The sequence below is a fragment of the Pseudomonas sp. KH_017 genome, assembly GCF_057840285.1.
On record NZ_CM174509.1, the window covers coordinates 5,468,814 to 5,481,595 of the forward strand.

10 protein-coding genes are annotated in these 12,782 nt (G+C 60.3%); all 10 read left to right on the plus strand.

The window, feature by feature from the left end:
• Nucleotides 1–64 precede the first annotated feature (64 nt).
• The 10 genes from gluQRS to pgi all read left to right on the plus strand — a co-directional run bounded on the left by gluQRS (nt 65) and on the right by pgi (nt 12,740).
• Complete coding sequence (gene gluQRS / locus AC3IT6_RS24880) at nt 65–955, plus strand: tRNA glutamyl-Q(34) synthetase GluQRS (RefSeq protein WP_489353446.1); 891 nt, start codon at nt 65–67, stop codon at nt 953–955.
• Between the two features lie 78 nt (nt 956–1,033).
• Nucleotides 1,034–1,210: a hypothetical protein gene (locus tag AC3IT6_RS24885; protein ID WP_003176118.1), complete on the plus strand. Its 177-nt coding sequence runs from the start codon at nt 1,034–1,036 to the stop codon at nt 1,208–1,210.
• Nucleotides 1,194–4,148: a sensor histidine kinase gene (locus AC3IT6_RS24890; RefSeq protein ID WP_223446840.1), complete on the plus strand. Its 2,955-nt coding sequence runs from the start codon at nt 1,194–1,196 to the stop codon at nt 4,146–4,148. Before AC3IT6_RS24885 ends, AC3IT6_RS24890 begins: the two co-directional genes overlap by 17 nt.
• Nucleotides 4,149–4,170: 22 nt before the next feature.
• Nucleotides 4,171–5,610 (plus strand): sigma-54-dependent transcriptional regulator, encoded by a 1,440-nt coding sequence (locus AC3IT6_RS24895; RefSeq protein ID WP_489353449.1) that lies wholly within the window; start codon nt 4,171–4,173, stop codon nt 5,608–5,610.
• A 797-nt stretch (nt 5,611–6,407) separates the two neighbouring features.
• Nucleotides 6,408–7,808 carry a polynucleotide adenylyltransferase PcnB gene (locus AC3IT6_RS24900; RefSeq protein WP_191624915.1) on the plus strand — a complete coding sequence of 467 codons (1,401 nt, stop codon included), beginning with the start codon at nt 6,408–6,410 and terminating at the stop codon, nt 7,806–7,808.
• A gap of 3 nt (nt 7,809–7,811) precedes the next feature.
• On the plus strand, nt 7,812–8,297 hold the full coding sequence (gene folK / locus AC3IT6_RS24905; protein WP_489353451.1) for a 2-amino-4-hydroxy-6-hydroxymethyldihydropteridine diphosphokinase: 486 nt from the start codon (nt 7,812–7,814) through the stop codon (nt 8,295–8,297).
• A gap of 387 nt (nt 8,298–8,684) precedes the next feature.
• Nucleotides 8,685–9,485 (plus strand): 3-methyl-2-oxobutanoate hydroxymethyltransferase, encoded by an 801-nt coding sequence (panB, locus tag AC3IT6_RS24910; protein ID WP_489353453.1) that lies wholly within the window; start codon nt 8,685–8,687, stop codon nt 9,483–9,485.
• Nucleotides 9,482–10,342 carry a pantoate--beta-alanine ligase gene (gene panC, locus AC3IT6_RS24915; RefSeq protein ID WP_489353455.1) on the plus strand — a complete coding sequence of 287 codons (861 nt, stop codon included), beginning with the start codon at nt 9,482–9,484 and terminating at the stop codon, nt 10,340–10,342. The genes panB and panC overlap by 4 nt, the downstream gene beginning before the upstream one ends.
• Nucleotides 10,343–10,470: 128 nt before the next feature.
• Nucleotides 10,471–10,851, plus strand: coding sequence for an aspartate 1-decarboxylase (gene panD, locus AC3IT6_RS24920; protein ID WP_003228271.1), 381 nt, complete (start codon nt 10,471–10,473; stop codon nt 10,849–10,851).
• Nucleotides 10,852–11,075: 224 nt separating this feature from the next.
• Nucleotides 11,076–12,740: a glucose-6-phosphate isomerase gene (pgi, locus tag AC3IT6_RS24925; RefSeq protein WP_489353456.1), complete on the plus strand. Its 1,665-nt coding sequence runs from the start codon at nt 11,076–11,078 to the stop codon at nt 12,738–12,740.
• Nucleotides 12,741–12,782 lie beyond the last annotated feature (42 nt).

A 12,782-nucleotide genomic window follows, 5' to 3' on the forward strand; every position in this document is an offset into this window, starting at 1 on the left:
GAAAAACGGAGCGTGCGAACGCTCCGTTTTTGTTTCTGATGTTTTTTTGGCTTTAAATGCATTCATGACCGCCAACACCCCCTACATCGGGCGCTTCGCCCCCACCCCTAGCGGCCATCTGCACTTCGGCTCGCTGGTCGCCGCACTGGCCTCCTACCTCGACGCACGCTCGGTGGGCGGACGCTGGCTGATGCGCATGGAAGACCTTGATCCACCCCGCGAGGAACCCGGCGCCCAGGCGGCCATTCTCAAGGCACTGGAAAGTTATGGCTTCGAGTGGGATGGCGACCTAGTTCGCCAAAGCGAGCGGCACGATGCCTACGCCGAGGTGCTCAATCGCTTGTTCAATCACGGCCTGGCCTACGCCTGCACCTGCTCGCGCAAACAGCTGCAACCGTATCACGGGATTTATCCGGGGCTGTGCCGCAATGCCGGCCATGGCACTGACGATGCGGCCATCCGCCTGCGCGTACCGGAACTGGAATACCACTTCATCGACCGGGTGCAGGGCCAATACCGACAACATCTGGGCCGGGAAGTCGGCGACTTCGTGATCCGCCGCCGCGACGGGCTCTACGCCTATCAATTGGCCGTGGTCCTGGACGATGCCTGGCAGGGCATCACCGATATCGTTCGGGGTGCCGACCTGCTGGACTCCACGCCCCGCCAGCTCTACCTGCAAGAACTGCTTGGCCTGCCTCAACCGCGTTATCTGCATATCCCGCTGATTACCCAGCCCGATGGCAACAAACTCGGTAAATCCTACCGTTCGCCGCCGTTGACCGAGGATCAGGCAACGCCCCTGCTGCTGCGGGCGCTACGGGCGCTGGGACAGAACCCTGGAACCGAAATGACGTACGCCACGCCACGGGAAGTGCTGGATTGGGGCATTGCCCACTGGGATGCCTCGTTGATCCCCCGCACACTGAGCCTGCCCGAGGCACAGCTATTGTGATCGCACTTGCAGTGGCGCGCCCATCCGTTACCATCGCCGCACGTTTTCGGGCACGCGCATAAAAAAAGAGAGGCCGGGATGTACATCTATCGCTTGGTCCTGCTTTTGGTAGTGGGGATTTACCTGTTTTCCCCGGCCATCATGGATTGGTGGATCGACGCCACTGGCGCCTGGTATCGCCCTTATCTGCTCTGGCTGATTCTGATCGTCGTGACCTTCATCCTGCAGAGCCAAAAAGATGCCGATGAGCTTTAGCCTGACCCAGATGATCCTGATCAGCGCCGCGTACCTGGCGGTGCTGTTCGGTGTGGCCTGGATCAGCGAACGGGGCATGATTCCCCGGGCGATCATTCGCCACCCGCTGACTTACACCCTGTCGCTGGGCGTCTACGCCAGCGCCTGGGCGTTTTACGGCACCGTGGGCCTGGCCTATCAGTACGGCTACGGCTTTTTGTCCAGCTACCTGGGCGTTTCCGGGGCATTCCTGTTGGCGCCGGTGCTGCTCTACCCGATCCTGAAGATCACCCGCACTTATCAACTGTCGTCGCTGGCGGACCTGTTTGCCTTCCGCTTCCGCAGTACTTGGGCCGGTGCGCTGACCACGATTTTCATGCTGGTCGGCGTACTGCCGCTGCTGGCCTTGCAGATTCAGGCAGTCGCCGACTCCATCAGTATCCTCACCCGAGAGCCGGTACAGCATCGCGTGGCCCTGAGCTTCTGCGCACTGATTACGCTGTTCACGATTTTCTTCGGCTCCCGCCACATCGCCACCCGCGAAAAGCATGAAGGCCTGGTGTTCGCGATTGCCTTCGAGTCGGTGATCAAGCTGATCGCCCTCGGCGGTGTCGGGTTGTATGCGCTTTACGGCGTGTTCGACGGCCCGCAACAGCTTGAACTGTGGCTGCTGCAAAACCAGACCGCGCTCGCCGCCCTGCACACACCGTTGCAGGAAGGCCCGTGGCGTACGCTGCTGCTGGTGTTCTTCGCCTCGGCGATCGTGATGCCGCACATGTATCACATGACCTTTACCGAGAACCTCAACCCGCGCTCGCTGGTCAGCGCGAGCTGGGGCCTGCCGTTGTTCCTGTTGCTGATGAGCCTGGCAGTACCGCTGATTCTCTGGGCAGGACTGAAGCTCGGCGCCACCACCAACCCGGAATACTTCACCCTGGGCATCGGCATTGCCGCCAACAGCAAGGCTTTGGCGTTGCTGGCCTATGTCGGCGGGCTGTCCGCCGCCAGTGGCCTGATCATCGTCACCACGCTGGCGCTGTCCGGGATGGCCTTGAACCACCTGGTGCTGCCGCTGTATCAACCACCGGCCGAAGGCAACATCTACCGCTGGCTGAAGTGGACCCGCCGGGCGCTGATCGTCGCGATCATCATGGCCGGCTACGGCTTCTACCTGATGCTCGGTGCCGAGCAAGACCTGGCCAACCTCGGCATTGTCGCTTTCGTCGCCACGTTGCAGTTCCTGCCGGGCGTGCTCTCGGTCCTGTATTGGCCGACCGCCAATCGTCGCGGCTTCATCGCCGGCTTGCTGGCGGGGATCCTGGTGTGGCTGGTGACCATGTTGTTGCCGCTGGTCGGCAACCTGCAGGGCTTCTACATTCCGCTGCTGAACATGATCTACGTGCTGGACGACACCAGCTGGCACATGGCGGCGATTGCCTCGCTGGCAGCCAACGTACTGATGTTCACCCTGATCTCGCTGTTCACCAACGCCAGCACCGAAGAGGCCAGCGCCGCCGAAGCCTGCGCCGTGGATAACGTGCGCCGCCCGCAACGTCGGGAACTGCACGCCGCCTCACCCCAGGAGTTCGCCACACAACTGGCCAAGCCACTGGGTGCAAAAGCGGCGCAGAAAGAAGTGGAACAGGCACTGCGCGATCTCTATCTGCCTTTCGACGAACGCCGACCGTATGCCCTGCGCCGCTTGCGTGACCGCATCGAGGCCAACCTCTCCGGCCTGATGGGCCCGAGCGTGGCCCAGGACATGGTCGAGACGTTCCTGCCGTACAAGGCTGGCGGTGAAAACTACGTCACCGAAGACATTCACTTCATTGAAAGCCGCCTCGAGGACTACCACTCGCGCCTGACCGGCCTGGCCGCCGAACTCGATGCCCTGCGCCGCTATCACCGCCAAACCCTGCAGGAATTGCCGATGGGCGTTTGCTCGCTGGCCAAGGATCAGGAAATCCTCATGTGGAACAAGGCCATGGAGGAACTCACCGGCATCGCCGCGCAGCGCGTGGTCGGTTCGCGCCTGAGCACCATTGCCGACCCATGGAAAGAACTGTTGCAAGGCTTCATCAATCTGCCGGACGAGCACTTGCACAAACAGCACCTGGCCCTCGACGGCCAGACACGCTGGCTGAACCTGCACAAAGCGGCGATCGACGAACCCCTCGCGCCGGGCAACAGCGGCTTGGTGTTGCTGGTGGAAGACTTGACCGAAACCCAGATGCTCGAGGACAAACTGGTGCATTCCGAGCGTCTGGCCAGCATCGGTCGACTGGCGGCCGGCGTGGCCCATGAAATCGGCAACCCGATCACCGGTATCGCGTGCCTGGCGCAGAACCTGCGTGAAGAACGTGAAGAAGACGGCGAGCTGAAGGAAATCAGCGGCCAGATCCTCGAGCAGACCAAACGCGTGTCGCGCATCGTCCAGTCGCTGATGAGCTTTGCCCATGCCGGCAGCCATCAGCACAACGACGAGCCCGTCTGTCTGGCCGAAGTGGCTCAGGATGCCATCGGCCTGCTGGCCCTGAACCGGCGCAATTTCGAAGTGCAGTTCTACAACCTGTGCGACCCCGAACACTGGGTCGAAGGCGACCCGCAACGGCTGGCCCAGGTATTGATCAACCTGCTATCAAACGCCCGTGACGCCTCGCCTCCCGGCAGTGCGGTACGGGTCAAGAGTGAAGCCGGCGAACACACGGTCGATCTGATCGTGGAAGACGAAGGCAGCGGTATTCCGTCGAGCATCATGGACCGATTGTTCGAACCTTTCTTCACCACCAAGGACCCTGGCGAAGGCACCGGTCTGGGCCTTGCACTGGTCTATTCCATCGTTGAAGAGCATTATGGACAAATCACCATCGACAGCCCGGCTGATGTTCAAAGCCAACGCGGCACCCGAATCAGGGTTACTTTGCCGCGTCATGTCGAAGCGACGTCCGCTGTGAACTGAGACCGTCGAGAGTATCGAATCAATGCCGCACATTTTGATCGTCGAAGACGAAACCATTATCCGCTCCGCCTTGCGCCGCCTGCTGGAACGTAACCAGTACCAGGTCAGCGAAGCCGGATCAGTGCAGGAAGCACAAGAACGCTTCACCATTCCCTCGTTCGATCTGATCATCAGTGACCTGCGCCTGCCGGGCGCGCCCGGCACGGAGCTGATCAAGCTCGCCCAGGGCACGCCGGTGCTGATCATGACCAGCTATGCCAGCCTGCGCTCGGCAGTCGACTCGATGAAAATGGGTGCAGTGGATTACATTGCCAAGCCATTCGACCACGACGAAATGCTGCAAGCCGCCGCACGAATCCTGCGTGACCGACAAACGGTACAAACCAGTGGTGAGGCCGTTGCCGGCAAAGCAGCCAACGGCGCGGCAAAATCCGGTACCGACAACAGCAACGGTGAAATCGGCATTATTGGCTCGTGCCCACCGATGCAGGACCTGTACGGCAAGATCCGCAAAGTGGCACCGACCGATTCCAACGTTCTGATCCAGGGCGAATCGGGTACCGGTAAAGAACTGGTGGCGCGCGCCCTGCACAACCTGTCAAAACGCGCCAAGGCGCCGATGATTTCGGTGAACTGCGCGGCCATTCCGGAAAGCCTGATCGAGTCCGAACTGTTCGGCCACGAAAAAGGCGCGTTCACTGGCGCCAGCGCCGGGCGCGCCGGCCTGGTGGAAGCGGCGGACGGCGGCACCTTGTTCCTCGACGAAATCGGCGAACTGCCACTGGAAGCCCAGGCTCGCCTGCTGCGCGTATTGCAGGAAGGCGAAATTCGTCGCGTGGGCTCGGTGCAATCGCAAAAAGTCGATGTGCGCCTGATCGCGGCGACTCACCGCGACCTCAAGAGCCTGGCGAAAATCGGCCAGTTCCGTGAAGACTTGTATTACCGCCTCCACGTCATCGCGCTGAAACTGCCAGCCCTGCGCGAACGCGGTGCGGACGTCAACGAAATCGCCAATGCGTTCCTGGCGCGGCAAAGTGCGCGAATCAACCGCACCGACCTGAAGTTCGCCGCGGACGCCGAGCAAGCCATTCGTCACTACTCCTGGCCGGGCAACGTTCGTGAACTGGAAAACGCCGTCGAGCGCGCCGTTATCCTGTGCGAAAGCCCGGAAATTTCCGCCGAGCTGCTGGGCATCGACATCGAACTGGGCGACCTGGAAGACGACGAGTTCATTGGCCTGCCGCCACAACAGGGCAACGGCAACGCCAGTAACAGCAACCACGAACCGACCGAAGACCTCTCCCTGGAAGACTACTTCCAGCATTTCGTCCTCGAGCATCAGGACCACATGACCGAAACCGAGTTGGCCCGCAAGCTCGGGGTCAGCCGCAAATGCCTGTGGGAGCGCCGTCAGCGCCTGGGCATCCCGCGGCGCAAGACCGGGGTGGCCAGCGAAAGCTGAACCGTACCTGTCTCATGTGCGGGTAACACGTGACTTTCTGAAAAAACTGTTACCTCAGCTTTTTCACGTAACAGAAGCCGGGGCTTACGGTAACGAAGCCCCGGCTTTTTTTGGCCCGCGAAATGCCTGTCGACCGGCCTAACCCCTTGTTTTATTGGGTTTCGCAAAAGTTGGCACGCACCCTGCTATATGTTTGGTACAAGAACAATAACAAGCAATGCACAAGACAATAAAAATAAGACGAATCGACTCACGCACAATAAAAACAAGACGGCGAGAGGCGCAGCTAACTGATTCTTTTGGAGAGGCGTTGTATTTGGGGCTTGCCCCACGACCAGGCCGAGAACAACAAAAAACTGTCTTAAGACAGAGCCTGTACTGGTTGGATCGAAAGATCACCGCAATTCAGCGACCAAAGCAATCCGTTTGCTCTTGGCTCCCGATTGGGAGGGCCATGAAGGAAAGCTTCATGGCGAGGGCACTCAACAAAAACAAGAAGCCCGAAACCAAAAATAAAAATAGAGCATGCAACTACTTCTTGGGGAGCTTCGGCTCCCCTTGTGGTTTCTGCACCTGTAGGAGCGAGCTTGCTCGCGAAGAACCTGAGGGTGTAGTGAATATCTGGCTTAACGCGCCATCGTTCACGTCCATCGCGAGCAAGCTAGCTCCTACAGCCCGCGGCCTACAGCTCATATCTGCTGTGTCCTACACCATCCCCCGACTAAATGCTAGAATCCCCGCCCATCATGCGGTCATTCTTCTGTTATGGCCGAATATTCCTTCAAACAGTGCATCCCATGCTGAAGAAGCTGTTCCAGTCATTCCGTACTCCCAAGCGTCCTACGCAACACATTCGCAGCACGCCTGAAGTGCTCAACAGCGGCCAACACTCGCTGCAGAAGGCGCAATTCAGCCGCTACGCGGTGAATATCGTTGAACGCCTGCAGAACGCCGGTTATCAGGCTTACCTGGTGGGCGGTTGCGTGCGCGACATGCTGCTGGGTATCACACCGAAAGATTTCGACGTTGCCACCAGCGCCACACCCGAGCAGGTACGGGCCGAATTCCGTAACGCGCGAATCATCGGGCGCCGGTTCAAACTGGTGCACATCCACTTCGGCCGCGAAATCATCGAAGTCGCGACTTTCCGCGCCAATCACCCGCAAAATGAAGACGAGGAAGACAGCAATCAGTCTTCGCGCAACGAAAGCGGGCGCATCTTGCGCGATAACGTCTACGGCACCCTGGAAGAAGACGCGCAACGTCGCGACTTCACCATCAATGCCCTGTATTACGATCCGGTCAGCGAACGCATCCTCGACTACGCCAACGGCGTACACGACATCCGCAATCACCTGATCCGCCTGATCGGCGATCCGACGCAACGCTACCAGGAAGACCCGGTACGGATGCTGCGGGCCGTGCGTTTCGCCGCCAAGCTGAACTTCGGCATCGAAAAACACAGCGCCTTGCCGATCCGCGGCCTGGCGCCGATGCTGCGCGAGATCCCGTCGGCCCGCCTGTTCGAAGAGGTGCTCAAGCTGTTCCTCTCCGGCCATGCCGCCGATACGTTTGAAATGCTGGTCGACCTGCAGTTGTTCGATCCACTGTTCCCAGCCAGCGCCGAAGCACTGGAATACAACCCGACGTACACCCACACCCTGATCAGCGAAGCCCTGATCAATACCGACCTGCGGATAAAGCAGAACAAACCGGTAACCCCGGCATTCCTGTTTGCAGCCCTGCTCTGGCCTGCCCTGCCGGCCCGCGTCCTGCGCCTGCAGGAGCGTGGCATGCCGCCGATTCCGGCGATGCAGGAAGCGGCGCACGAGTTGATTGCCGAGCAGTGCCAGCGCATCGCGATTCCGAAACGCTTCACCATGCCGATCCGCGAGATCTGGGACATGCAGGAACGCCTGCCCCGCCGCAGCGGCAAGCGTGCCGATCTGTTGCTGGACAATCCGCGCTTCCGTGCCGGCTACGACTTCCTGCTGCTACGCGAAAGCGCCGGCGAGCAGACCGATGGCCTGGGCGAATGGTGGACGGACTATCAGGACGCCAACGAAAGTGAGCGTCGCGACATGATTCGCGACCTCAGCGGCAAGGAAGAAGGCACCGGCGCCCCGCGCAAGCGTCGCCGCAGCGGTGGTTCCAAGCGCAAACGCGCCGCCGGCGCTTCGAGCACCACGGGCGAGTAATCCATGGAACGCATTTACATCGGCATGGGCAGCAACCTGGCTGACCCCGCCGACCAATTGCGCAGCGCCGTCGAGGCGCTGGCGCAGTTGCCGCAATCGGAACTGGTCGGGGTTTCTGCGTTTTATCAAAGCGACTCGCTGCTACCCGGACAACCGCGCTACACCAATGCGGTGGCTGCTCTCGACAGTACGCTGGCGCCGCTGGACCTTCTGGATGCCTTGCAGGCCATCGAAAACGGCCAGGGTCGTGAGCGCCTTGAGCGCTGGGGGCCACGCACGCTGGACCTCGACATCTTGCTGTTCGGTGATCGCCTGATCGACGAACCGCGCCTTAAGGTTCCCCATTACCACATGCAGGAACGGGCCTTCGTGCTGTATCCGCTGGCGGAACTGGCACCTGCGGATCTGCGCCTGGCCGATAGCCGGACCTTGGCCGAACTGCTCAAGGCATGCCCGTTCGTCGGCCTGGAACGCCTCCTCCCGACGTGACAAAAATCCCCTGTGGGAGCGGGCTTGCTCGCGAAAGCGGTGTATCAATCAACATTAATGTTGAATGTGATGTCCCCTTCGCGAGCAAGCCCGCTCCCACATTGGTTTGTGGCGAACACAAAAGTGCAGCCAACCGCCAAATCGAACAAACCTGCTGAATCGCATCAGTTACCCCGGTAACACCCCACCCGTAACAATGCGGTAACACACGCAATTGACTTCCCTCGTTCTCCTCACGACTATAGGCGTCCCGCTGCCGCCTACACGGCGTTCAAGGGCGCAATCCAGGCCTTAAAAGCACGACGAAAGAGCGTGCGCCTGTATTCAACGAAGAATCACGCGCGTTACTCGCAGTAGTTTCCACAGCGCCTGAATGAGGAACTTTTCATGCCAGCCATCACCCTGACCACCCTGCAAGGTCTGAAGCAAAAAGGTGAAAAAATCACCATGCTGACCTGCTACGACGCGACCTTCGCCCACGCCTGCAACCAGGCCGGCGTCGAAGTGCTGCTGGTGGGCGACTCCCTCGGCATGGTTTTGCAGGGTCACGACAGCACCTTGCCTGTCACCACTGCAGAAATGGCTTATCACGTGGCCGCCGTCAAACGCGGTAACAGCGATGCCCTGATCCTCGCCGACCTGCCTTTCATGGCCTACGCCACTACCGAGCAAGCCATGACCAACAGCGCCCTGCTGATGCAGGCCGGTGCGCACATGGTCAAGGTTGAAGGGGCGTTGTGGCTGGCCGATTCGATCCGCCTGCTGGCCGAGCGCGGCATCCCTGTCTGCGCGCACATGGGCCTGACGCCGCAATCGGTGAACATCCTTGGCGGCTACAAGGTCCAGGGCCGTAATGAAAACCAGGCGCGGCAGATGCGTGCCGACGCGATCGCCCTGGAGCAGGCTGGCGCGGCAATGCTGCTGCTCGAGTGCGTCCCGAGCGAACTGGCGGAAGAAATCACCCAGGCGGTGAAGATTCCGGTGATTGGTATTGGCGCCGGCAATCGCACCGATGGCCAGGTGCTGGTTCTGCACGACATGCTGGGGCTGTCCATTACCGGCCGCGTGCCGAAATTCGTGAAAAACTTCATGACTGGCCAGACCAGCATTGACGCTGCATTGAATGCCTACGTGACTGAAGTCAAAGCGGCAACTTTCCCTGGGATCGAACACGGATTTTCTGCATGAACACCGTAAAAACCGTACGCGAACTGCGGGCCGCCGTGGCCCGTGCCCGTGGCGAAGGCAAGCGTATCGCCTTTGTGCCAACCATGGGCAACCTGCACAGCGGCCACGTGGCGCTGGTGACCAAGGCCTCCCAACGGGCGGACTTCGTGGTTGCGAGCGTTTTCGTCAACCCGCTGCAATTCGGTGCTGGCGAAGACCTCGACAAGTACCCGCGCACCCTCGCCGCCGACCAGGAGAAACTCCTCCAGGCCGGCTGCCATCTGTTGTTTGCCCCGGCTGTTGAAGATATGTACCCAGACGGCATGGCCGGCCAGACCCGCGTCAGTGTCCCGCAATTGTCCGAAGGACTGTGCGGCGCCAGCCGTCCGGGTCACTTCGAAGGCGTGGCGACGGTGGTCAGCAAGCTGTTCAACATGGTCCAGCCGGACCTGGCGATTTTCGGCGAGAAAGACTTCCAGCAACTGGCGGTGATACGCGCACTGGTTCATGACCTGAACATGCCGATCCAGATCATCGGTGAGCCCACTGTTCGCGCAACCGATGGCCTGGCACTGTCCTCGCGCAACGGTTTCCTCAGCGAAGAGCAACGCGCTGTGGCACCGGTTGTCTACCGCACGCTGAAAGCGATCGGCGAGGCGATCAAGCAGGGTGAACGCGACTACCCGGCGCTGATCGGCACGCAGATCAAACAGCTCGAAACAGCCGGCCTGCGTCCTGACTATCTGGAAATTCGCCATGCCCTGACCTTGCGCCCGGCGACGGCGCAGGATCGTGACCTGGTGATTCTGGTGGCGGCGTTCCTCGGTACGACGCGGTTGATCGACAACCTGCACCTGAACCTCGACTCGCCAAACTAAACACCGAAAAACCCTGTGGGATCGAGCTTGCTCCCACAGGGGGCCGCTGCGCCCGAACAGGCTGTATTGCCGCCCACAAACCCTTCGGGCAAACTGCCCGCCGTTCGATTCCGACCTGGGAAATACTCATGCACGCCATCATGCTCAAAGCCAAGCTGCATCGCGCCGAAGTCACCCACGCTGTACTCGATTACGAAGGCTCCTGCGCCATCGACGGTGAATGGCTGGACCTGTCCGGCATCCGTGAGTACGAACAGATCCAGATCTACAACGTCGACAACGGCGAGCGCTTCACCACCTACGCCATCCGTGGTGAAGAAGGTTCGCGCATGATCTCGGTCAACGGCGCCGCCGCGCACAAGGCCAAGGTTGGCGATCGCGTGATCATCTGCGCTTACGCTCATTACAGCGAAGCCGAACTGCTCAACTTCAAGCCGCGCATGCTCTACATGGCACCGGGCAATGAATTGAGCCACACCAGCAATGCCATTCCGGTCCAGGTCGCCTGATCCGAGTCCTGTCTCTTCCGTTTGTCGGACCGTTCCTAACTTTGGTGTTAAAAAAGTACCGGAAACAGGTCAGACAAAGTCAAGACAGATCATTGCGCGGGGTTTACTGTATCCGCCCTGCGCCATGAAATCGTGTCGACGCAGTTGACCGGAACGCCCATCCATAGCGCTCCGGGATTTTTAGTGTTCAAAAGGCCGTTCAAGTAATAAGGAAACCCGCAGCGATGGCGTATTACCGCACTCCTCACGACGTTACCGCTCTGCCTGCCTGGCAAGCGCTGAATGACCACCGCCAAGCCATGCAGGATTTCAGCATGCGCGAAGCCTTCAATGCCGATCCGCAGCGTTTTACTCAATTCACCCTCAGCAGCTGCGGCCTGTTTCTCGACTATTCGAAAAACCTGATCAACGCCGAGACCCGCAATCTGCTGGTGGGCCTGGCCAACGAAGTCGACCTCAAGGGCGCGATCAAGTCGCTGTTCGACGGCGAAATCGTCAACTCTTCCGAAGGCCGTCCGGCCCTGCACACGGCCCTGCGCCGCCCGGTTGGCGACAAGCTGTCGGTCAACGGCGTCAACGTGATGCCCGAAGTGCACAAGGTGCTGAACCAGATCACCGACCTCGTCGGCCGTATCCACGATGGTCTGTGGCGCGGTTACACCGAGAAGCCGATCACCGACGTGGTGAACATCGGCATCGGCGGCTCGTTCCTCGGCCCTGAGCTGGTGTCCGAAGCGCTGTTGTCCTACGCCCAGAAAGGCGTGCGTTGCCATTACCTGGCGAACATCGACGGCAGCGAGTTCCACGAACTGACCATGAAGCTGCGCGCCGAGACCACGCTGTTCATCGTCTCGTCGAAATCCTTCAACACCCTCGAAACCCTGAAGAACGCCCAGGCTGCCCGTGCCTGGTATCTGGCCCAGGGTGGTTCGGAAGCAGAGCTGTATCGCCACTTCATCGCGGTATCGAGCAACAACGCCGCCGCGGTAGCGTTCGGCATCCGCGAAGAAAACATCTTCCCGATGTGGGACTGGGTCGGCGGGCGCTACTCGCTGTGGTCGGCCATCGGTTTGCCGATTGCCCTGGCCATCGGCATGTCCAACTTCAAGGAATTGCTGTCCGGTGCCTACACCATGGACCAGCACTTCCAGAGCGCGCCGTTCGAACAGAACATGCCAGTGCTGCTGGCCTTGCTCGGGGTGTGGTACGGCAACTTCTGGGGCGCGCAAAGCCACGCGATCCTGCCGTACGATCACTACCTGCGTAACATCACCAAGCACCTGCAACAGCTGGACATGGAGTCCAACGGCAAGAGCGTGCGCCAGGACGGCAAGCCAGTGTCCACCGACACCGGGCCGGTGATCTGGGGCGGCGTTGGCTGCAACGGTCAACACGCCTACCACCAGTTGCTGCACCAGGGCACCCAACTGATCCCGGCCGACTTCATCGTGCCGATCGTCAGCTTCAACCCGGTGTCCGACCACCACCAGTGGCTGTACGCCAACTGTCTGTCGCAGAGCCAGGCGCTGATGCTCGGCAAGACCCTTGGTGAGGCCGAAGCCGAGCTGCGCGACAAAGGCATGAGTGAAGCCGAGGTACACAAACTCGCGCCGCACAAGGTGATCCCGGGCAACCGTCCGAGCAACACCCTGGTGGTCGAACGCATCAGCCCGCGTCGCCTCGGCGCTCTGGTGGCGATGTACGAACACAAAGTCTTCGTGCAAAGCGTGATCTGGGGCATCAATGCCTTCGACCAGTGGGGAGTGGAACTGGGCAAAGAGCTGGGCAAAGGCGTCTACAACCGCCTGGTCGGCAGCGAAGAAACCCCGGCCGAAGATGCCTCGACCCAAGGGCTGATCAATTACTTCCGTGGTCGTCACCGCGGGTGATTTGAAGCCTGCCCACAGAGTGTGTATTGAGTACTAACTCTG